The sequence below is a fragment of the Streptomyces actinomycinicus genome, assembly GCF_016741775.1.
Taxonomy (GTDB): domain Bacteria; phylum Actinomycetota; class Actinomycetes; order Streptomycetales; family Streptomycetaceae; genus Streptomyces; species Streptomyces actinomycinicus.
On record NZ_JAERRK010000001.1, the window covers coordinates 42,660 to 63,686 of the forward strand.

Genomic DNA, 21,027 nt, shown 5'->3' on the forward strand with positions numbered 1-21,027 from the left:
CTAGCTCCCTGTGCTGCGGTACGAACGAAGTCCCGCCCGCCAGGCCAGCCCCGCCAGCGCACAACACCCGGCCGCCACCAGCGGGGATGCGAACGCGGCCCACTCCGGCACGTCCAGCGGATACGGCCGGCCCAGCACATAGCTCGCGGGCAGCCAGTTGACGAAGGCCAGCGGCAGGACGAACGTCACCCCGCGCACCAGCTCCTTCGCGAACACCGTCGGTGGATACTGCAACAGCGTCGTACCGCCGTAGGTGAAGGAGTTCTGCACCTCCGAGGCGTCGTGCGCCACGAACTGGAACGCCGCCCCCGCCACGAACACCGCGCAGAAGATCGCGCAGCCGCTCAGCAGCATCACCGGCATCAGCAGCAGCCTCGCCGCCGTCCAGTCGATGTCCACCCGGGTCAGCGACCAGCCCAGCACCAGCGTCCCCTGCGTCACCCGGCCCAGCCGCCGCAGCGCGAACCGGTCGGCCGCCACCTGCGCCAGCACCGGCGCCGGCCGCACCAGCAGCGTGTCCAGCGTGCCGTCCCGCACCCGCCGCCCCAGCCGCTCCATCGAGCCGATCGCCAGATCCGCCACCCCGAAGGGCACCGCGGACAGCCCGTACAGGAACGCCACCTCCGGCAGCGTGTAGCCGCCCAGCGCATCCACCCGGGAGAACATCAGCATGATCGCGACGAAGTCGAAGAAGGTCGCCGCGAAGTTCCCGAACGTGGTCATCGCGAAGGACGCACGGTAGGCCATCGTCGACCGCACCCACATCGCCGCGATCAGCCGGTACGCCCGCACCGCCTCCACCACGCGGCCCGGTGGCGTCACCCGGCCCGGCCGCGTGTCCTGGCCCGTGGGCTCGCCCTTGCCCGGTCGCGTCCCCGGCGCCGGCGGGCTCTCCTCAGCCACCCTGCACCACCACCCGGCGCGTCGCCGCCGACTGCACCAGTCGCCCGGCACCCAGCAGCACCACCGCCCACGTCGCCTGGAAGAGATACGTCCGCAGCGGCTCCCCCCGGCCCAGCAGGACGTCCGCCGGCGCCTGCAGCAGTGACGACCACGGCAGGGCCCGTACGACCTCGCCCAGGGCGCCCGGGAACACGTTCAGCGGCAGCAGCATCCCGGAGCAGAAGTACCCCAGCAGCCACGCCATCTGGGCCACCCCCATGCCGTCCAGCAGCCAGAACGCGGTCAGCGCCACCAGGTAACGGATGCCGAAGCCGACCAGCATCGCGAGCAGGACCGCGCCGAGGAACGCGACCCAGGTGCCGGCGTCGGCCGGCAGGTACACCGGGAAACACAGCGCGCCGAACAGGAACGGGAACAGTCCCCGGGCCACCAGCTGGAAGAACGCCCGGCCCAGATCCGCGGCCAGCCACCACAGCTGCAGGTCGGCCGGCCGGTACAGGTCGATCACCACATCCCCCGTACGGATGCGTTCCATCAGCTCTTCCTCGACGCCGCCGCCCCCGATCGCGAGCGTCGACAGCAGCGCCTGCGCCAGCCACACGTAGGTCACGACCTGCGCCTGGTCGTACCCGCCGAGGTGCGGCCTCTCGTCCCACAGCGCGCGGTACGTGTATACGAAGATCAGACCGAAGACGGTGTTCGTGAACACCCCTGCCGCAGTGGCGGCCCGGTAGGTCGCGTACCGTCGGAACCCCCCTGCCGCGACGGCCGTGTACAACCGTCCCGCACCCACACCAGTCGACCTCCTCGGACCGCTCGACACCGAAGCGCGGGAGCGTAGTCCGGGGGCTCGACGGCCGGCAACGCGTTTTCCGGCCGGAAGCGGCCGGAATCCGGGAACGGAACACCGGGCGCGAGAGTCTTCAAACAGGGGGAGCGCAGAAGGCGTACGAGGCGTACGGGAACGTACGACGCGAAACAGGAGTCCGTGCACGACATGAGCGACGAGCCGCAGCCGCAGCAGCCGACAGACGGCGTGGCGCCGGAAAAGCCGCTGCCGGCTGAAGGGCCCGGGAACCCGGGGGGCCCCGAGGAAGCGGCCACCGAGCCGCGCGAGGCCACGATCAGCCCTGCCCCGGGGAAGGGACCCGCCGGTCCGGCCCGGCCCGGGAAGCGCACCGAGGGCACCGAGTCCACCCGCGAGGGTGACCAGGGAACGCCGGAACGCGGTACCGGCCGGCCCCGGCCGACCGACGCCGGCTCACCGTCCCGCGACACCGCCGGTCCGGCGGCGCACGACCGCACCGCCTCCATCGCCCGCGCCCGCCAGGCGTCCCACGACGCCCGAACGGAACGGACGAGGCCGGGGGCCACGGGATCCGACGCCGACACGACGGACAGCGGCACCGGGTCCGTGCAGAGCCTTGGCAGCACCGGGTCCGCGCAGGGCAGTGGGGGCTCCGGGTCCGCGCAGGGCAGTGGCGGCTCCGGGTCCGTGCAGAGCCGTGGCGGCTCCGAGTCCGCGCAGAGCCGTGGGGGCTCCGCGTCCGGCGGCGCCCCGGCCAAGCGGCGCGATGCTGCTGCCTCCGCTGGTGCTTCGGCGTCGGGCGGCGGTGGTTCCGCTGCTGGTGGTGCTTCGGTCAAGGGGGACGGTGCTTTCGCCTCCGGCGGCGCTTCGGCCTCGGGCGGCGGCGCTTCGGCCTCGGGCGGCGGTGCTTCCGCTGCTGGTGGTGCTTCGGCGTCGGGCGGCCGCGGTTCCGCTTCTGGTGGTGCTTCGGCCAAGGGCGGCGGTGCTTCCGCCTCCGCAGCGCAGGCTCAGTCGCCCGAGAGCACCCAGGTGCTCCGGCGCATCACCCCGCCCCGGGAGCCCCAGGCCTCCGGGGCCGGCTCCGCGTCCTCGGCGCAGTCCGGCAAGGGCGGCCGGCAGGACCGGACCGACAAGCCGGCCGGTGCCGCCCAGGCGCCCGGAAAGTCAGCCGGTGCCGCTCAGGGCTCCGACAAGCCGGCCGGTGCCGCCCAGGGCTCCGGTGACGCAGGGGCGCCCGAGACCACGCAGGTGCTCCGGCGTATCGGCGCGCCCCGCTCGGGCGAGCCGGACGGTGCCCCCTCGGCCTCCGCGGCTTCCTCCGCATCCTCTGCCTCCGCCTCCACCTCCTCGGCGGGCGAGCCGAAGTCCGCCGGACGCACTCCCCGGACTTCCGTGCCCCGCCCCGGCGGCCCGAAGCGCGCCGCCCAGGCCACCGGCGCCAACGCCGCCGACACCGCAGGCACCGCCGACACCGCAGGCACGGCCGGTGCCCCCGCGCCAGGCTCCCCAGCCGCCGCACGAGCCGCCCGCGCCGCCCGCGCGGCCGGTTCTGCGGGCGCCAAGGGCGCTGCGGGTGCCGCGGGTGCCGCCGGGGCGGCCGGTGCCGCGGCCGCCAAGCCCGGTGCCGGAGCCGCAGCGGGCGCCGCAGCCGCCGGAGCCGGTGCTGCCGCCGGCGCCGCCGCCCGCGCCGCCTCCGCGTCCCCCTCCGGAACCGGAGCCACCTCCCGTACCGGAGCCACCTCCCGTACCGGAGCCACCCCTGGTACCGGGGCCACCCCTGGTACCGGGGCCACCCCTCGTACCGGGGTCACACCCCGTACCGGCCCCAATGCCGGCCCCCGGCCCGGCGCGCCCGGCGCTTCCGAGGCCGAGACCACCGCCCTCGCCGCCGCGGACGGCGGGACCGCCGACGGCAACGGCGGCGGCAAGGGCAGCGGCAAGGCCAAGGCCAAGAAGGGCAAGCGGCCCAAGCGGACCGGCTGGCGGCGACTCCTGCCGACCTGGCGCATGGTGCTCGGCACCTTCGTCGTCGGCCTCCTCCTGCTCGTCGGCCTCTTCTTCGTCGGCTACTCCCTCGTGAAGATCCCGCCGGCCAACGCGTTCGCGACCAAGCAGAGCAACGTCTACCTCTACGCCGACGGCTCCCAGCTGGCCCGGGACGGTGAGGTCAACCGCGAGAACGTCAGCCTCGCCCAGGTCTCCAAGGCCGCCCAGCACGCCGTACTGGCCGCCGAGGACCGCGACTTCTACACCGAGTCCGCCGTCGACCCCAAGGCCATGATCCGGGCCGGCTGGAACACTGCCACCGGCAAGGGCAAGCAGTCCGGCTCGACGATCACCCAGCAGTACGTGAAGAACTACTACCTGGCCCAGGAACAGACGGTCACCCGCAAGGCCAAGGAATTCTTCATCGCGATCAAGCTCGACCAGAACAAGTCCAAGGACGAGATCTTCGAGGGCTACCTCAACACCAGCTACTTCGGCCGCAACGCCTACGGCATCCAGGCCGCCGCCCAGGCCTACTACGGCCGCGACGCCGTCGACCTCGATCCGGCCCGCGCCGCCTACCTCGCCGCGCTCGTCAACGCGCCGAGCGAGTACGACGTCGTCGCCCACCCCGAGAACAAGAAGGCCGCCCTCGCCCGCTGGAACTACGTCCTGAACGGCATGGTCGCCAAGGGCTGGCTCAGCGAGTCCGAGCGCGCCGGCATGAAGTTCCCGATGCCCAAGGAGCAGACCGTCTCCACCGGCATGTCCGGCCAGCGCGGCTACCTCGTCGAGGCGGTCAAGCAGTACCTGATCACCAACAACATCATTGACGCCGACCACCTTGCGCTCGGCGGCTACCGCATCACCACCACCATCCAGAAGAACCGGCAGGACGCCTTCGTCAAGGCGGTCGACGACCAGCTGATCTCCAAGCTGGACAAGAAGAACCGCAAGGCCGACACCTACGTCCGGGCCGGCGGCGCCTCCGTCGACCCCAAGACCGGCAAGGTCGTCGCCATGTACGGCGGCATCGACTACGTGAAGCAGTACACCAACGGCGCCACCCGCGGTGACTTCCAGGTCGGCTCCACCTTCAAACCGTTCGTGTTCACCTCCGCCGTGGAGAACGGGTCCACCACCCAGGACGGCCGCACCATCACCCCGAACACCGTCTACGACGGCACCAACAAGCGCCCCGTCCAGGGCTGGAGCGGCGGCGCCTACGCCCCCGAGAACGAGGACCAGCACTCCTACGGCAACATCACCGTCCGCAAGGCCACCGACTCGTCGGTGAACTCGGTGTACGCACAGATGGCCGTCGACGTCGGCCCCGACAAGGTCAAGCAGACCGCGATCGACCTCGGCGTCCCCTCCGACACCCCCGACCTCCAGCCGTACCCGTCCGTCGCCCTCGGCACCGCAACCGCCAGCGTCCTGGACATGGCGGAGGCCTACGCCACGCTCGCCAACCACGGCAAGCACGGCACGTACACCCTGGTCGAGAAGATCACCAAGCAGGGCGCCGAGGAGGTCAAGCTGCCCGGGCAGAGGGTCAAGCAGGCCGTCAGCCGCGAGGCCGCCGACACCACCACCTCCGTCCTGCAGAGCGTGGTCCAGAGCGGCACCGCCACCGCCGCACTGGAGGCCGGCCGCCCCGCGGCCGGCAAGACCGGCACCGCCGAGAACGACACCGCCGCCTGGTTCGCCGGCTACACCCCCGACCTGGCCACGGTCGTCTCCGTCATGGGCCAGGACCCGGTCACGGCCAAGCACATGCCCCTGTACGGCGCCCTCGGCGAGGCCCGCATGAACGGCGGCGGCCCGCCCACCAAGATCTGGGCGCAGTACACGCGCAACGCCCTGAAGGGCAAGCCGGCCGGCGAGTTCCACCTCGAACTCCAGGAAGGCGCCGACCGGATCCAGGAACCCCCCGCCACCAGCACGACCCAGCCCGGCACCGACCCCGGCCAGAACACCGGCGGCACCGCCACCGACGGCGGCCAGGACGACGGCGGCGCCACCGCCACCCCGACCGACGGCGGCACCACCGGCACCCCCACCGACGGCGGCCCGACCACCGACGGCGGCACCACCACAGGCGGGGACCAGACCACCGGCGGTGACCAGACCACCGGCGGCACGACCGACGGCGGCGCCACCACCGGAGGCGGCACCACGGACGGCGGCACCACCGGCGGGGACACCGGCACCGGAGGCGGCACACCGGGCGGCGGAACCGACGCCGGCGGCACCACCGGCACCATCGCAGGACCCGGAGGCGGCCCCGGCACCTGACCCGCCGGGCCCGCGGCTCAGTGACCGCTGGTCGCCTTCAGCCCCACCACGGCGACCAGCAGCAGACACACGAAGAAGACCCGGGCGGCGGTGACCGGCTCCCCCAGCACCACCATGCCGAGCACCGCCGCACCGGCCGCACCGATCCCCACCCACACGCCGTACGCCGTACCGATGGGCAGGGACTTCGCGGCGTACGACAGCAGAACCATGCTCGCGACGATGCCGGCGCCGGTGAACACACTGGGAACCAGCCGGGTGAACCCCTCGCTGTACTTCATCCCGATCGACCAGCCGACCTCGAGCAGACCGGCGACGACAAGCAGAACCCAGGCCATGACAGGCACCTCCGAGACGCGGCGACTCTTCTCCGGTGCGTCGTCTTTGCCTTCGACCCGGTACGGCGCGTCTCGTCGGGCTCACTTCCGAACATAGCAAAAGCACGACAAGAGGGCCGGTGACCATCGTCACCGGCCCTCTCGCCCATTCCTTCACGGGCACCGCCCGTGCCGCACTGGCACGGGCACCGCCTCACAGATAAAGACCCGTGGAATCCTCGGACCCCTCGAACCGGTCCGCGGCGACGGCGTGCAGATCACGCTCGCGCATCAGCACGTACGCCACACCCCGCACCTCGACCTCCGCCCGGTCCTCCGGATCGAACAGGACGCGATCGCCCGGCTCCACCGTCCGGACGTTCTGACCGACCGCGACGACCGCGGCCCAGGCCAGCCGCCGCCCCACCGCCGCCGTGGCGGGAATCAGGATGCCGCCCCCCGACCGACGCTCGCCCTCACCGGTCTCCTGCCGCACGAGAACCCGGTCGTGCAGCATCCGGATGGGCAGCTTGTCGTGATGGGGGGTGCTGTGCTCATTTCTGTTGGCGCTCACGCCTTGAACCTACCTGCCCCGATCAGTCCTTGCGCCGCCGGGCCCCGAGGGCCAGCAGCCCGACCACACCCACGACGACCAGCGCGACCGGCACGACCCGCTCCAGCCGGGGAGCGCCCTCGTCGTCCACGAACCGGGCCCGTACATCGCTCACCACCCGGTTGACCTGCACATAGGCCCGCCCGACCGTGTGATCGATATTCGCGACGACCTTGGCCTTCGCATCCCCGACGATCGTCTTCGGGTGCACCCGCACCCCGATCTCGTCGAGCGTCTCGGCCAGCACTTCACGGCGACGCTTGATGTCCGCCTCGATCTGCGCCGGGGTTCTGGTGTCCGACGTGTCCGCCACCGTACGGCCTCCGAAGTCTGCCGAATCTGCTCCTGCTGTTCCGGACAGTCTGTCAGCTCATGCCCGCGCCGCACCGCAAGGCCCCCCGGTTACGCTAGTCCGATGAGCGAGCGACTCCAGCCCGGGGACGTTGCCCCCGCCTTCACCCTCCCCGACGCCGACGGCAACGAGGTGTCCCTGTCGGACCACAAGGGCCGCAAGGTCATCGTCTACTTCTACCCGGCCGCCCTGACCCCCGGCTGCACCAAGCAGGCCTGCGACTTCACCGACAACCTGGAGGTCCTGGCCTCCGCCGGCTACGACGTCATCGGCGTCTCGCCCGACAAGCCGGAGAAGCTCGCGAAGTTCCGTGAGAAGGAGTCCCTGAAGGTCACGCTCGTGGCCGACCCCGACAAGCAGGTCCTGGAGGCGTACGGCGCCTTCGGCGAGAAGAAGCTCTACGGCAAGACGGTCGTCGGTGTCATCCGCTCCACGGTCGTCGTGGACGAGGAGGGCAAGGTCGAGCGGGCCCTCTACAACGTCAAGGCCACCGGCCACGTCGCCAAGATCCTCAAGGACCTGGGCATCTGACCTCCGGCCCCCACCGCTCCCCGGCCCGCACCGGCTCACCCCGGCCGCGGGCCGTTCTCATACCCCGGGGCGTGACTGTCCGATAAACGGTTCGTTACTCCGTACGGACAGCGAACGCCTGCCCGGAACGGAGAAGACCGATGGGGGCCAGCGCCTACACCAGGGAGCGCCTGGAAACAGCGGCACGAGAATCACGAACACTGTCACAGGCACTGGAGAGGCTGGGGGTGGATCCGAGGAGCTGGAAGCGGCGGTACGTCTATGAGCGGATGAAGAAGCTAGAAGTGGACGTCTCGCATTTCGAACCCGAGGGAGTGAAGTGGACGAGGGAGATCCTCGAACCGGTGGTTGCCCGGTCCGCGAGCGTCAACGAGGTTCTGCGGCGGCTCGGGCTCGATCCGGTCGGCGGCCATCACACGAACATCTCGCGGCGCATCAAGGCCTACGGTCTGGACACCTCCCATTTCACACCGGCGGTCCGCACGGAGCGGCAGAGGTACAACCAGCGTCGCCGCAGCGCTGAAGAAATCCTCGTCGAGAGCACGGCCGAGAATGCCAGGCGTATGCCGAGCGGCCGTCTCAAGCGGGCGATGCGTGAGCTGGGTGTGGAGGAGCGCTGCGCCCTGTGCGGAACCGAGGCGACCTGGCTCGGAGAACCGCTGCCGCTCGAGGTCGACCACATCGATGGCAACTGGCGGAACAACCGCTTGGACAACCTGCGGTTGCTCTGCCCCAACTGCCACTCGGCCACGGATACTTATCGTGGGCGGGCGAAGGGGCGCGTCAGGGGTTACGCCTCGTGACCAGCGGCGGGCAGTACAGCTATGAGCGCCTGGCCGAAGCAGCCGCGAAGTGCGCCGACATCGACGAAGTGATCGCATTCCTGGGAGTACGGCTGTACCGCAACTTACGGCGGTACCTGTACGGGCGCTTCGAGCACTTCGGTATCGACGTCTCGCACTTTCCTCGTCGGCGAAATTCCGGAGGGCCACCTCCGAAACCGGCGACGGAAGAGCTGCGCCGCGCCGTCGAGTCGGCGACTTCCATCGCCGGTGCTCTTCGCGCGCTGGGCAAGCCGTGCAACGGTCGATACCGCACGCTGTTCCATCAGTGGGCGGCGGAGGACGGCCTGGACACCGCCCACTTCCTGGGGCAGGCACAGCGGGGCAGGCCGAGCGGGACCGCCAAGCGGGCTGAAGAGGTTCTGGTACGGCACGACCGCAAGAACCGGACGAAGACCCTGCTGCTCCGGCGCGCGCTCCGCGACATCGGCGTACCTGAAAAGTGTGCGAAGTGCGGGGTCGGGTCCGAGTGGCTCGGCAAGCCCATGACCCTGGAGATCGATCACATCAACGGGGACTGGCGCGACGATCGGCGCGAGAACCTGCGGTTGCTCTGCCCCAATTGCCACGCGATCACCAGCACATGGTGCAGAGGAGGTCGACGAGCGGTACGAAGCGCCCAGTAGAGTATGCAGGGCTGAGGGCCCGTACCCCAGCTGGCAAGAGGGCGCCGGTTTAGGTCCGGTGTGTCGTGGGTTCGAGTCCCACCGGGCCCACGGAAAACAGGCCCCGCACCTTTGGATTCAAGGGTGCGGGGCCCGTCTATGAGCCTCAGCCCAACAGGTCCCGCACCACCGGTACCAGCGCCCGGAACGCCTTCCCCCGATGGCTGATCGCGTTCTTCTCGTCCGGGCTCAGCTCGGCGCACGTCCGGCTCTCGCCCTCCGGCTGGAGCACCGGGTCGTAGCCGAACCCGTTCGTACCGGCGGGCGCGTGCCGCAGCACGCCCCGCAGCCGTCCCTCGACCACCCGCTGCGTGCCGTCCGGCAGGGCCAGGGCGGCCGCGCACGCGAAGTGTGCCGCCCGGTGCTCCTCCGCGATGTCGGACAGCTGGGCGAGCAGCAGGTCGAGGTTGGCCTTGTCGTCGCCGTGACGGCCGGCCCAGCGGGCGGAGAAGATGCCGGGGGCGCCGCCCAGCACGTCGACGCAGAGGCCGGAGTCGTCGGCGACGGCGGGGAGGCCGGTGGCCTGGGCCAGGGCGTGCGCCTTGAGCAGGGCGTTCTCGGCGAAGGTGACGCCGGTCTCCCTGACGTCGGGGATATCGGGGTAGGCGTCGGCGCCGATGAGTTCGTGGGGCAGCCCGGCTTCGGCGAGGATCGCCCTCAGCTCGGTGATCTTTCCGGCGTTGCGGGTGGCGAGGATCAAGCGGGTCATGACGGCCAGTATTCCTCGCCGTCCCGACACCCGCCCCACCCCCGCCCGGCCGGCCCCACCCCCGCCCGGCTGGCTCCGCCCTCGCCGGCCGGCCACACCCGTGCCCGGCCGGCCCCGGCCGGGCCCCCGGCGTCTACAGCTCCGCCTGTCCCGCTCCCTTCAGGGTGTTCAGGTCGAAGGTCTCGGCCATCTGGGCGAAGCCCAGGTCGCTGGGGTGGAGGTGGTCGCCGGAGTCGTAGTCGGGGCGCAGGCGGCGGGGGTCGTAGGGGTCGTGGAGGGCCCGGTCGAAGTCAGCGACCGCGTCGTAGACGCCGCCGGCCCGGATGGCGGCGTTGACCTGCTGCCGTACGGCCTCGCGGGCCGGGGTATAGCCGCGGTGGCCCTTGAAGGGCATGAGGGTGGCGCCGACGACCTTCAGGCCGCGGGCGTGGGCCTGGCGGACGAGGGTGCGCAGGCCGGTGACGATGCGGTCGGGGTCGGCGAGTTCGGGGTTGCGCAGGATGTCGTTGACGCCGAGGTCGATGACGACGGCCCTGACGTTGGTGCGGGAGAGCGCGTCGCGGCCGAAGCGGCCGAGGCCGCTCTCGTTCTCGGCGACGGGCGTCCGTCCCGTACGGGTCTGTTCGAGTGCGTCGGGGAGGCCGAGGCCGTCGGCGAGGACCTGGTTGCCGCTGATGCCTTCGTTGACGACGCTGTAGCGCGGGAGTTGCTGCCCGCTCTCGAGGGCGCTGCGCAGGCGGCCGGAGAGGATGTCGGGCCAGCGGCGGTTGGCGCCGGTGGTGGAGGTGATGCCGTCGGTTATGGAGTCGCCGAAGGCGACGACGGTGCCGTCGGCCTCGTTGCTGAGGACGTCCAGGGCCGTCACGTACCGCCAGTACGGGGTCTGTTGGGTGTAGGGGGTGCCGGTGGAGTCCTCGGTGCGGTCGCCGTCGGCGACGTAGGAGAGCTGGCGGGCGTGGGGGTGGTAGGTGACCGGTCCTGAGGGGGTGGGGGAGTAGGTGGTGACGAGGACGTCGGTGCCGTGCGGGACGGTGAGGCGTACGGCGTCGCTGACGGTTTGTCCGCCGGCGGGTATGACGACGCTGGGGCTGCCGTCGAAGGTGAGCCGCCGCATCGTTTCTGCGTCGGCTGCGGCGGTGCCGTCGCCGGTGGCGAGGGCGAGGGTGGCGTGCGAGATGGTGAGCGCTGACCGGCCGTAGAGGTTGGACAGCGTGATCCGGGCACTCGTACCGCCGGTGGCGGCGTGGACGACGTTGCGGACGGAGCGGCCCGCCATGCCGGTCGCCTCGGTTCCGGGTTCGCCGCCGACGGGGGCGGTGGCCCAGGCGCCGACCCAGGTGCCGGTGGAGGCGGGGGCGGCGTTGGAGTCGCCGTGGGGGCGGTTGTCGGTGAGGGCGCTGCGGGGGGTGCCGGCATCGGCCGCGACGGTGAAGTAGATGGCGGCGGACAGGACCACGACCAGCGCGACGAGCGCGCTCAGGACGACCCGGTGTTTTGCGGGGGCGGCAGGTACGAACTGCTCCGCGGCGGGCCCCGCGCCCCCGTCATGACGCTTGGTCACGCTTGTGTTGTTCTCCTCGGGAGATGGGAGCCTGAGGCTCCGATCTTGCTGACTCCATGATGCGTCATGGGTCGGAGAGGTCTGACAGGACCCTGCCCATAACCCCCCTCGGACAGACGCCGGGAACTCCTGATCCGTTCCGGGAGTCGGTCAGGAAGGGACAATTGTGTGCGGGATCACCGAACGGGTGGAGCTGATGGAACCTACCGAGACGGGTACACCGGGGCGGGTGGCGTCGTACCGCACGATGACGGCGTTCACCCCGGCCGACGAGGAGCGCCGGCGCGGGGTGCGGCGGATGAAGCTCACGGCTGCGGGCCTGCTGCTGTTGGTGTCCGTGATCTATGTCCTGGCGAAGACGGCCGGGCACGCTGGGGCCGGTGCCTGGACCGGCTATGTGGCGGCGGCGGCCGAGGCGGGCATGGTGGGCGCGCTCGCCGACTGGTTCGCGGTCACGGCTCTGTTCCGGCATCCGCTCGGGCTGCCCATCCCGCACACCGCGATCATCCCGACCAAGAAGGACCAGCTGGGTGTCTCGCTGGGCGAGTTCGTGGGGGAGAACTTCCTCTCCCAGGACGTCGTGCGGCAGCGGTTGCGGGCGGTGGGGATCGGCAGCCGGCTCGGGGCCTGGCTGGCGGAGCCGGAGCACGCGGACCGGGTGACGGCGGAGCTGGCGACGGCTGTCCGGGGTGCGCTGACGGTGCTGCGGGACGCGGATGTGCAGGCGGTGGTCGGTGAGGCGGTCACCCGGCGGGCGAATGTGCAGGAGGTCGCGCCGGGCATCGGCAAGATGCTGGAGCGGATCGTCGCGGACGGCGGGCACCGGCGGGCGGTGGATCTGGTGGTGTCCCGGGCGCACGACTGGCTGGTGCTGCACCGAGACGATGTGATGGTGGCCGTGGAGGGCGGTGCGCCGGGCTGGACCCCGCGGTTCGTGGACCGGAAGGTCGGTGAGCGGGTCTACAAGGAGCTGTTGCGGTTCGTCACCGAGATGCGGGACATGCCGTCGCATCCGGCGCGCGGGGCGCTGGACCGCTTCCTGCACGATTTCGCCTCCGACCTGCAGTCCGACACGGACACACGGGCGCGGGTGGAGCGGCTGAAGGGCGAGGTGCTGGGCCGGGGCGAGGTGCAGGATCTGATCGCGTCGGCGTGGACGGCGGTACGGTCGATGATCGTGGCGGCCGCGGAGGACGAGCGCAGTGAGCTGCGGCTGCGGGTGCGGGCCGCGTTGCTGTCGCTGGGGTCGCGGATGGCGACCGAGCCGAAGGTGCAGGAGAAGGTGGACAGCTGGGTGGAGGGTGCGGCGGTGCACGTGGTGACGACGTACCGCAAGGAGATCACCTCGCTGATCACCGAGACCGTGGCGGGCTGGGACGCCGAGCACACCACCCGGAAGATCGAGGCGCACATCGGCCGTGACCTGCAGTTCATTCGGATCAACGGCACGGTGGTGGGTTCCCTGGCGGGTTTGCTGATCTACGTGGTGTCGCGCGGGCTGGGGGTGTGAGCGGACCACTTCGGCTGCGGGGTAGGACCGGACTACTTCCGGCAGGGCCGGGGCACCCGGTATCCGTCCTTCAAGGAGGAGGGAGCCCATGAGCACTGCATCCGAAGCGTCGTCGCCGGACTCGGGCCGGACCATCACGACCGACATCCCCGCCCGCCTCGACCGGCTGCCCTGGTCCCGCTGGCACTGGACGATCGTGATCGGTCTGGGCACGGTGTGGATCCTGGACGGTCTGGAGGTCACGGTCGTCGGCAACATCGCCGGCCGGCTGTCGGAGCCCGGCAGCGGGCTGGCGATCAGCTCGGGGCAGGTGACGGGCACCGCCGCCGCGCTGTACGTGGCGGGTGCCTGCTCGGGCGCGCTGTTCTGGGGCCGGCTGACGGACCGCTTCGGACGCAAGAACCTGTTCATGATCACGCTGGCGGTGTATCTGGCGGCGACCGCGCTGACGGCCGTCTCGTGGGAGGCGTGGTGGTTCTTCCTGTTCCGCTTCCTGACCGGTTTCGGTATCGGCGGTGAGTACGCGGCCATCAACTCCGCGATCGACGAGCTGATCCCGGCGGACTACCGCGGCCGGGTGGACCTGCTCATCAACGGCAGCTTCTGGCTGGGTGCGGTGGGCGGCTCGCTGCTGTCGATCGTCGCGCTCGACACCGGTCTGCTGGCCGCGAACGTCGGCTGGCGTCTTACCTTCGCGCTCGGCGCCGTACTCGCCCTCGTCATCCTGCTCGTACGGCGGCACGTCCCGGAGAGTCCGCGGTGGCTGCTGATCCACGGCCGGGACCGGGAGGCGGAGGAGATCGTCTCCGGCATCGAGCGCCGGGTGGAGGCGGAGAAGGGCGAGCGGCTGGCCGAGCCCGAGGGCGAGCTGGAGATCCACCAGCGCAAGAGCGTGTCGTTCCTGGAGATCGCCCGTACGGTCTTCGGCCGCTACCGCAGGCGGGCGGTGCTCGGTTTCTCCCTCTTCATCGGGCAGGCGTTCCTGTACAACGCGATCACCTTCGGCTTCGGCGCGATCCTGACGAAGTTCTTCGATGTGCCGTCGGACCACACCGGCTACTACTTCGCGGTGATCGCGGTCGGCAACTTCTGCGGTCCGCTGCTGCTCGGCAAGCTCTTCGACACGGTGGGCCGCAGGGTGATGATCTCCTCGACGTACCTGCTGTCGGGTCTGCTGCTGTTCGGTACGGCGTGGCTGTTCGACCGGGGTTCGCTGAGCGCGGGCACGCTGACGGCCTGCTGGTGCGCGGTGCTGTTCTTCGCCTCGGCGGGCGCGTCGAGTGCCTACCTGACGGTCTCGGAGATCTTCCCGATGGAGACGAGGGCGATGTCCATCGCCTTCTTCTACGCCCTCGGCACCGCGGCCGGCGGCATCAGCGGCCCGCTGCTCTTCGCCGACCTGACGGGTACGGGCCGGGTCGGTGACACGGTCCTGGCGTTCTCGATCGGCGCGGCGCTGATGTGCGCGGCCGGACTGGTCGCGGCGGCCCTCGCGGTACGGGCCGAACGCCGTTCCCTGGAGGACATCGCCCGTCCGCTGACGGCGGTGGCCGGCCGGGCGAAGGCAGCGGCGAAGGGCACCCGCCCCGGCCCGGGCCCTTCGGCCCCGCCGGCCGCGAGCAGGCCGTGAGACCGCTCGCGCGCCTGTGACGGGTGGGCCGGCCATGCGCCCGCGGCGGGTGAGCCGGTGACGCGCCGGCCCCTGGCCGGCCCCGGCCGCCCCACCCGCCTCGGCAGGAACCTGTGACGGGTGACCCGGTCACGCGCCTGTGGTGGACCCCGGCCGGACGATCATCAGGACGGTCACGGCGGCCCACAACAGGTTGAACAGCCCGGTGGCCATCGCGAGACGCGCGGTCAGTGCGGCCGTACCGCCGCCCTCTACGAAGGTGCCCTGGACCGGGAGGACCAGCGCGGCGAGGACGAGGGCGGCGAGAGCGGTCAGCGCTATGGACGTGACCAGCCAGGCGCTGCCGAGGACACCCATCTCGCTCGCGGTGGCGAACCCGAAGACCGGGACGACGACACCGGCGACGGCGTAGACCCGGCAGATCCGGTGCAGGAGCCGGAGTGTCCCGGCGGCGTCCGTGTCACCGTCGTCCGAGGCCAGGGCCCGGCGGGCGGCGGGCGGGAACATGCTGGCGGCGACGGCGACGGGCCCGACGGCGAGGACCGCGGCGATGACGTGGACGGCGAGGAGGAACTTGGTCACGGAAGGACGGTAGGGGCAGGGACGGCCACCCAGAAGTGGCGAGACTGCCAGCGATCAACGGATTCCCGCCAACGGCCACGGCCACGGCCACGGCCGACGGCTCACCGCTCACAGTTCGCTCCAGCTGTGCGGACCGACGACCGGTCACAGTCGATCGGCGGTCGGCGGTCGGCGGTCGGCGGTCGGCGGTCGGCGGTCGGCGGTCGGCGGCCGAAGTCGAGCGCCGCGGGGCCGGACGATTGGCGACAAGCGACCGTACGACTAGGTTCCTGCCATGCACACCGTGGCCGTACTGGCGCTGGACGGCGTCGTGCCGTTCGACCTCTCCGCCCCGATCGACACCTTCGGCTGGGCACGGCTGCCCGACGGCCGGGAGCCGTACCGGGTGCGGGTGTGCTCGGTACGGGGTGAGGTGAGCGCGGGCGCGTTCACGGTGCGGGCGCCGTACGGCCTCGAGGCGCTGGCGGAGGCGGACACGATCATCCTGCCGGGGGTCGCGGACCCGACCGCGCCCCTGCCGCCGGGAGTCGCGGAGGCGCTGCGCGCGGCGGCGGCGAGCGGCACGCGCATCGCGTCGATCTGTGTGGGCGCGTTCCTCTTCGCGGCGACGGGACTGCTGGACGGCCTGCGCGTGACGACCCACTGGATCGCGGCCGCGGACCTGGCCGAGCGCCACCCCGGGGTGACGGTCGACCCGAACGTCCTGTACGTCGACAACGGCCAGTTCCTGACCTCGGCGGGTGCCGCCGCGGCCCTGGACATGTGCCTGCACATGATCCGCAAGGACTTCGGCTCGGCGGTGGCCGCGCATGCGGCCCGGATGTCGGTGATGCCGCTGGAACGGGAGGGCGGGCAGGCCCAGTTCATCGTCCACGACCTGCCCCCGGCCCCGGCCGGCACCACCCTGGAGCCCCTGCTGGTCTGGCTGGAGGCCCACAGCGACCGGGACCTCACGCTGGACGAGATCGCGGCACGGGCGGGCATGAGTACGCGCACCCTCAACCGCCGCTTCCGGGAGCAGACCGGTACGACACCGCTCCAGTGGCTGCACCGGGCGCGGGTGCGGCGGGCGCAGCACCTGCTGGAGACCACCACGTACCCGGTGGAACGCATCGCCGCACAGACGGGTTTCGGCTCACCTACGGCCTTCCGGGACCGCTTCCGAAGGGTGGTGGGCACGAGCCCCCAGGCGTACCGGAGGGCGTTCCAGGCGGGGGTGTCGTAGGGCCGGGGGTGTCGTAGGGCCGGGGGTGTCGTAGGGCCGCGGGTGTCGTAGGGCCGCGGGTGTCGTAGGGCCGCGGGTGTCGTACGGGCGGGGGAGCGTGGGGGCGCGGGCCTCGTGAGGGGCGGGGGCGTGGGGCGCGGGTCTCCTCGTGAGGGCGGGGGCGTGTAAAGGCCGGGGCGGGCTGGAGGGGCCTCGGCGCTGACGACGGCCGGCGCCGACTGTGGCCCCCGCCCTTACCTCGCGGTCGGCGGGCCGGCTCAGGCCTTGCGGCCGGCGGGCCGGCTCAGGCCTTGCGGTCGGCGACGGCCCAGCTGGCCAGCGCCACGGCACCGGCCACGCCGAGCACGGACGGCCAGGCGCCGACCTTCTTGGACAGCGGATGGGATCCGGCGAACGCGGCCACGTACGCGGCGGTCAGCGCACCCGCGGCCTTCCCCCCGGCCTGCTTGCGCCACTGCTGTGCCGCCGCGGCCCCCGCCGCGGCCAGCACGACCCCGCCGAGCTGCCGCTTCTTGGTCCACCGGGCGACGCCGTACCCACCGACGAGCCCGGCACCGGCGACGACCGCGCTGGGAACCCTGGCCATGACTGCCTCCTCGTGTCCCGTACGACTCCCGTACGACGCCTGCCTCAAGGCCGGCGTTACGACCCTCGATTCCTTTCTCGAGACTAGCGCGCGGGACGACGCTCCAAGTGAACCTGAGTCGAGGCTTGTCAAGTTCCGGCGGGCAGTTATATGAGAAGCCGTAGGGCATCGCTCCCAGCGTCTGAGGAAAGGAGTGGCCTGTGATGCTCATGCGCACGGACCCGTTCCGTGAATTCGACCGACTCGCGCAGCAGGTGTTCGGCACGAACGCCGCCCGTCCGTCCGCGATGCCGATGGACGCCTACCGGTCCGGGGACGCTTTCCTCGTCCACTTCGACCTGCCCGGCACCGACCCCGAGACGATCGAGCTGGACGTCGAGCGCAACATCCTCAACGTCCGCGCCGAGCGGCGCAGCCCCGCTCCCGAGGACGCGGAGATGCTCGTCGCCGAGCGGCCCGCGGGCACGTTCACCCGTCAGCTGTTCCTGGCGAGACGCTCGACACGGACCGCATCGACGCCTCGTACGAGGCCGGCGCCGCCCAGACCGTGTGCCGGAAAGGGTGCGCGGCCGCTCGCGACGCGTGACAACCACGTGCCCCACATGCCAGGGCCGGCAGGCGGGGCACCAAAGCGCACGGCAGGCCCACGGAGGGCATGCGGCCCAAGAGGCCGACGCGGTCCAGGCGGCCGATGCAACCCGACCGGCCCATGCTCCCCCAAGCGGCCCATGCAGCCCAAACAACCTATGCGGCCCAAGCGGCCCATGCCGCACATTGGCCGAACTCCCGCCCATGCCCGCCGTATTACGGGGTACCGGGCTTCCGGTGCCCCGAAGCGTCCCGGAAGAGGAGCCAGCACGATGACCGTGACGACCCCGCAGCCCAGAACCACCATCTCCACCCCCTCCCTGCGCCCGCGCGTCAGGGAGGAGCCGGAGGCCGCCGACTGGCTGAAGCTGACCGAGGCAGTGCGTGACGCGGGCCGATACCCGACGAGGGCGGAGGCGGAACGCGTCACCCGCATCGTCCTGTCGGCCCTCGGCGGCCACGTCACCGGCGACGAACGCGTGGCCCTGGCCCAGGCCCTCCCCCGGGAGGCGGGCCGCGTCATCGCCTCCCAGATCCCCGCGACCCACCCGCTGACGGCCCGCGAGTTCGTGGAGTCGGTGGCCACCCGCATAGAGGGCTCGACCCCCGCGACGGCCCGCTGGGACGTCAGCTCGGTCCTGAGCGTCCTGTCGACCTACGTCGGCGAGCCGCTGACCTCCCGCGTGCTGGCGCAACTCCCTCCGGGGTATGCGCTGCTGTTCGGGCGGGCGGATTTGGCGGCGCACCACTAAGCAGGGGCGCCGTGTGCCGGGCAGCGGCTCGGAGATTCCTGGCCAGGCTAGGCAGCGTCCGAACGTGGTGAAGCACGTCGGTGAGGGAACGTCGGCCACGCTGGTGCTGGAGTGGAGGCTCGAGCGTCTCCGGCTTGAAGTCCACGGCAGGAGCCCGGCACTGCCCTCGGCCCAGACGCGCAGGTGCGAGGAGGAGTGCGGCCGAGGGCTTCACTTGATCGCGGCCCTTGCAGTGGTCTGGGGCGTAGTGCCGACGGCCGTCGGCAAGGCGATGTGGTGCGAGGTGTCGGTCGACTCCGGGAAGGACTGCCGGCGCATCGAGCGTGCGGTCGCCGTTCTGGAGTGGTCCCAGGCGAAGGCCTGGACTGTAGCGTGGGCGGGACGTAGTGGCGCTGCGGCACTAGACGAGTCAGTAGTCGAATTGATTGCTGGCCTGCTCTACTGGACCGCTGCCCCGGGCCAGGATCCAGACGATGTCCTCGACCGTGTTCAGATGCACTACGAGGCGGAGCTGGGAGGGGCGGCCTAAGCGGTACGGTATGGATTGCGCCTTTGCGCAGCGCTCAGCAGCAGGGCTTCAACGTTGCCTGGGGCGCCGGACCTGAGGAGTTCCAGCGCGGTGCGCAGCACTTCGCGGTCGGGCTTGTCCCGTCCATAGATGTGGAGAAGGTCCCTGACGAGATCCTCCTGGCCTTCCTGGGCCAGCAGGACGACCAGCAAGGCTGTCTCTGCCGGGCTGTAGGCATCCGCCGTATGCCGCAGGAGCGCCAGCACCTCATCCGCTTGCCGGCCGTCGTCGCGCAGAGCTTCCGCTCGCCTCGCGACGTTCCGGGCGGCCGCCGTATCAAGTTCAGTCCGCTGCCGGTACCCCGCCCGACGGGGTACCGGCAGCGGAGCGGCGGCCGGAGCGTGAGGCGAATGGACTGGTGAGCCGGCTTCGAGGAGGCTGACCCGTTCCCGCAGCGAGGCGGCTTTTCGCTGCAGCACTGTGTACTTCCGCTGGAGGGAACGCAGGCTGTCGGCCTTCAGTGAGGCGTGCTGGCGCAGCGTGTCACGTTCCGCGCGCAGCTCCTCGTTCGCGCTCCTGAGCTGCTCATTCTCGTCACGAAGCGCGCGCAGTTCTCTGGAAGCCGACTCCAGGTCTGCGCTCAGGTGCGTGGTGATCGCACCGTTCTGCTCGGCCGTCGCCTCCGCGTGCAACTGGCACAAGTCGTCCAGGGTTACGCCGACCTCGATGCCCCTCTGCGCGGCGTCGGCGCTCGCCTCCTCGAAGAGGATCTCCACCGATCTTCGCTGGGGCAGCGCCTTTCCGCTGAGCGCCCTAGAAAGTGCGCTTTCACTCATTTTGAGCCGGTTGGCGACCTCGCCCTGGGTCGGGCTGTGTGTAGGTGCGTCGGCGCTCTTCGGCGTGATGAGCAGGAGAGGGCAAAGGCCCTGAAGGACGGAGGCGAGTTCACGCCTTGCTGGTGAAAGGTCACTGTCGATGGACTTCTTCGCCCATGCGTATGGAGGGCGACTGTTCCTGCTGTACGGCACGCTCTTGAGACCTCCCCGTTCTCCAGCAAGTTGGCTTACCAGCAAGCCCGTTGCTGGGTTCCTGGCTCATTCTGCCGTAGTGGTGACGGAGTTGCGCTTGCTTTTGACGAGCAAGGCTTGCTTTGTGTCGGCAAGTGTTCAAAGGGGATTGAATCTCGGCATCTGTCGTGTTCACTGGACGTCATACCGCTCTTGAGGCGGGGGGTGGTCGCGAGGCGAACGCTTGTGCAGGAACGGCAGTTCTTGTGCTGTTATGCAGCAGCTCGCGCTTTAAGGCCAGATTCACGTAATTGCCATATGGGAGGGAACGGATGACCGCGCTGCCATCTTGGCGGGACACGACCTACGAGGGCCGCAAGCTCGGAACCATGGCGCGCGTCGCGCTGTGGCTCATCCAAGAGGTGAAGGAGAACGGCACCTTCACCAAGGGCGACCTGCGGGCCGCGTTCCCGGACGTGGCGCAGATCGACCGGCGCATGCGTGACCTGCGCGACCGCGGCTGGGAGATCGCGACGAGCCGCGAGGACCCGACGTTGCGCCAGCAGGAGCACCGCTTCCGGACCAGGGGTGCTGACGTCTGGATTCCAGGGCAGTCGAAGGCGCCCGAGCACAAGAGCAGCATCACTAACGCCCAGCGGGCCAAGGTGTTCCACGACGACGGTTACCTCTGCCGGAGCTGTGGCGTGACGGGCGGCGAGACCTACAGCGACGGGGGCTTGGAGCAGGCCGTACTCAACGTGGCGCGTCGGCCGGTCGTGCAGCTCGACGGCAGCGTGGAGTACCAGCTGGTCACGGAGTGCCAGCGGTGCGGCCGGGGCAACGCGGACCGGACCGTGCACAAGGGGGATGTCCTGGCGGAGATCGAGTCTCTGGCGCTGGTGGAGCGCAAGGTGTTCCGCGGATGGATCGCCGCGGACCGCCGGACCCCTAGCGCGCTGGAGAAGCTGTGGGCGCTGTACCGGACGCTGCCTGCGGACACACGCAAGGCCATGGCCGACAAGCTCGACGGCACGGACGACTGAGACAGGACGGG

20 protein-coding genes, 1 tRNA gene, 1 pseudogene and 1 riboswitch are annotated in these 21,027 nt (G+C 71.0%); of the genes and pseudogenes, 12 read left to right on the forward strand and 10 right to left on the reverse strand.

Annotated features, from left to right (window positions below; translation table 11 throughout):
- Entirely contained in the window at positions 1–822 is an 822-nt protein-coding gene (locus tag JK359_RS00210) for an ABC transporter permease (protein ID WP_307787944.1), read from the reverse strand.
- A gap of 73 nt (positions 823–895) precedes the next feature.
- Positions 896–1,696 (reverse strand): ABC transporter permease, encoded by an 801-nt coding sequence (locus JK359_RS00215; RefSeq protein WP_201830339.1) that lies wholly within the window; start codon positions 1,694–1,696, stop codon positions 896–898.
- Between the two features lie 1,407 nt (positions 1,697–3,103).
- Here JK359_RS00215 and JK359_RS00220 point away from each other — a divergent pair.
- The gene (locus JK359_RS00220; protein WP_307787945.1) at positions 3,104–5,995 is read left to right on the forward strand and encodes a transglycosylase domain-containing protein; all 2,892 of its coding nucleotides are present in this window, start codon (positions 3,104–3,106) and stop codon (positions 5,993–5,995) included.
- A gap of 17 nt (positions 5,996–6,012) precedes the next feature.
- On the opposite strand, the gene JK359_RS00225 is transcribed toward JK359_RS00220, so the two are convergent.
- From JK359_RS00225 to JK359_RS00235, 3 genes are all read right to left on the reverse strand, one after another.
- The gene (locus JK359_RS00225) at positions 6,013–6,333 is read right to left on the reverse strand and encodes a DMT family transporter (protein ID WP_201830341.1); all 321 of its coding nucleotides are present in this window, start codon (positions 6,331–6,333) and stop codon (positions 6,013–6,015) included.
- Positions 6,334–6,367: 34 nt separating this feature from the next.
- Positions 6,368–6,436, reverse strand: a riboswitch (guanidine-III (ykkC-III) riboswitch).
- 90 nt (positions 6,437–6,526) lie between these two features.
- A complete protein-coding gene (locus JK359_RS00230; protein WP_201830343.1) occupies positions 6,527–6,886 on the reverse strand; it encodes a GroES family chaperonin in 360 nt (119 codons plus the stop codon).
- Between the two features lie 22 nt (positions 6,887–6,908).
- Positions 6,909–7,238, reverse strand: a complete 330-nt coding sequence (locus tag JK359_RS00235) for a DUF3618 domain-containing protein (protein WP_201830345.1) — start codon at positions 7,236–7,238, stop codon at positions 6,909–6,911.
- Positions 7,239–7,340: 102 nt separating this feature from the next.
- On the opposite strand from JK359_RS00235, the gene bcp reads away from it, so the two are divergent.
- The 4 genes from bcp to JK359_RS00255 all read left to right on the forward strand — a co-directional run bounded on the left by bcp (position 7,341) and on the right by JK359_RS00255 (position 9,366).
- Complete coding sequence (bcp, locus tag JK359_RS00240) at positions 7,341–7,808, forward strand: thioredoxin-dependent thiol peroxidase (protein WP_201830347.1); 468 nt, start codon at positions 7,341–7,343, stop codon at positions 7,806–7,808.
- Between the two features lie 140 nt (positions 7,809–7,948).
- Positions 7,949–8,611 (forward strand): HNH endonuclease signature motif containing protein, encoded by a 663-nt coding sequence (locus JK359_RS00245; RefSeq protein WP_201830349.1) that lies wholly within the window; start codon positions 7,949–7,951, stop codon positions 8,609–8,611.
- Positions 8,608–9,276, forward strand: coding sequence for an HNH endonuclease signature motif containing protein (locus JK359_RS00250; RefSeq protein WP_201830350.1), 669 nt, complete (start codon positions 8,608–8,610; stop codon positions 9,274–9,276). The genes JK359_RS00245 and JK359_RS00250 overlap by 4 nt, the downstream gene beginning before the upstream one ends.
- Positions 9,277–9,291: 15 nt before the next feature.
- Positions 9,292–9,366 (forward strand) — tRNA-Leu (locus JK359_RS00255).
- A 55-nt stretch (positions 9,367–9,421) separates the two neighbouring features.
- On the opposite strand, the gene rdgB is transcribed toward JK359_RS00255, so the two are convergent.
- Positions 9,422–10,024 carry an RdgB/HAM1 family non-canonical purine NTP pyrophosphatase gene (rdgB, locus tag JK359_RS00260; protein WP_201830352.1) on the reverse strand — a complete coding sequence of 201 codons (603 nt, stop codon included), beginning with the start codon at positions 10,022–10,024 and terminating at the stop codon, positions 9,422–9,424.
- 133 nt (positions 10,025–10,157) lie between these two features.
- Positions 10,158–11,585, reverse strand: a complete 1,428-nt coding sequence (locus JK359_RS00265; protein WP_372445326.1) for an SGNH/GDSL hydrolase family protein — start codon at positions 11,583–11,585, stop codon at positions 10,158–10,160.
- Between the two features lie 196 nt (positions 11,586–11,781).
- Here JK359_RS00265 and JK359_RS00270 point away from each other — a divergent pair, with 196 nt between their 5' ends.
- On the forward strand, positions 11,782–13,095 hold the full coding sequence (locus tag JK359_RS00270) for a DUF445 domain-containing protein (RefSeq protein ID WP_201830353.1): 1,314 nt from the start codon (positions 11,782–11,784) through the stop codon (positions 13,093–13,095).
- 88 nt (positions 13,096–13,183) lie between these two features.
- Positions 13,184–14,725, forward strand: a complete 1,542-nt coding sequence (locus JK359_RS00275; protein ID WP_201830355.1) for an MFS transporter — start codon at positions 13,184–13,186, stop codon at positions 14,723–14,725.
- Between the two features lie 129 nt (positions 14,726–14,854).
- On the opposite strand, the gene JK359_RS00280 is transcribed toward JK359_RS00275, so the two are convergent.
- Positions 14,855–15,307 carry a hypothetical protein gene (locus JK359_RS00280; protein WP_201830357.1) on the reverse strand — a complete coding sequence of 151 codons (453 nt, stop codon included), beginning with the start codon at positions 15,305–15,307 and terminating at the stop codon, positions 14,855–14,857.
- Positions 15,308–15,581: 274 nt separating this feature from the next.
- On the opposite strand from JK359_RS00280, the gene JK359_RS00285 reads away from it, so the two are divergent.
- Complete coding sequence (locus JK359_RS00285; RefSeq protein WP_201830359.1) at positions 15,582–16,532, forward strand: GlxA family transcriptional regulator; 951 nt, start codon at positions 15,582–15,584, stop codon at positions 16,530–16,532.
- Positions 16,533–16,815: 283 nt separating this feature from the next.
- On the opposite strand, the gene JK359_RS00290 is transcribed toward JK359_RS00285, so the two are convergent.
- Complete coding sequence (locus tag JK359_RS00290; protein WP_201830361.1) at positions 16,816–17,118, reverse strand: hypothetical protein; 303 nt, start codon at positions 17,116–17,118, stop codon at positions 16,816–16,818.
- A 203-nt stretch (positions 17,119–17,321) separates the two neighbouring features.
- Between JK359_RS00290 and JK359_RS00295 the strand changes: the two are divergent.
- The 3 genes and pseudogenes from JK359_RS00295 to JK359_RS00305 form a co-directional block, all read left to right on the forward strand.
- Positions 17,322–17,712: pseudogene (locus tag JK359_RS00295) on the forward strand (Hsp20/alpha crystallin family protein); the annotation flags it as partial.
- A gap of 266 nt (positions 17,713–17,978) precedes the next feature.
- Entirely contained in the window at positions 17,979–18,458 is a 480-nt protein-coding gene (locus JK359_RS00300) for a DUF2267 domain-containing protein (protein ID WP_201830363.1), read from the forward strand.
- Between the two features lie 64 nt (positions 18,459–18,522).
- The gene (locus tag JK359_RS00305) at positions 18,523–18,987 is read left to right on the forward strand and encodes an ATP-binding protein (RefSeq protein WP_201830365.1); all 465 of its coding nucleotides are present in this window, start codon (positions 18,523–18,525) and stop codon (positions 18,985–18,987) included.
- Here the strand turns inward: JK359_RS00305 and JK359_RS00310 are convergent.
- Complete coding sequence (locus JK359_RS00310) at positions 18,984–19,742, reverse strand: hypothetical protein (RefSeq protein WP_201830367.1); 759 nt, start codon at positions 19,740–19,742, stop codon at positions 18,984–18,986. The genes JK359_RS00305 and JK359_RS00310 overlap by 4 nt on opposite strands.
- A gap of 563 nt (positions 19,743–20,305) precedes the next feature.
- Here JK359_RS00310 and JK359_RS00315 point away from each other — a divergent pair.
- Positions 20,306–21,016 (forward strand): KpnI family restriction enzyme N-terminal domain-containing protein, encoded by a 711-nt coding sequence (locus tag JK359_RS00315; RefSeq protein WP_201830369.1) that lies wholly within the window; start codon positions 20,306–20,308, stop codon positions 21,014–21,016.
- The last annotated feature ends 11 nt before the right edge of the window (positions 21,017–21,027 follow it).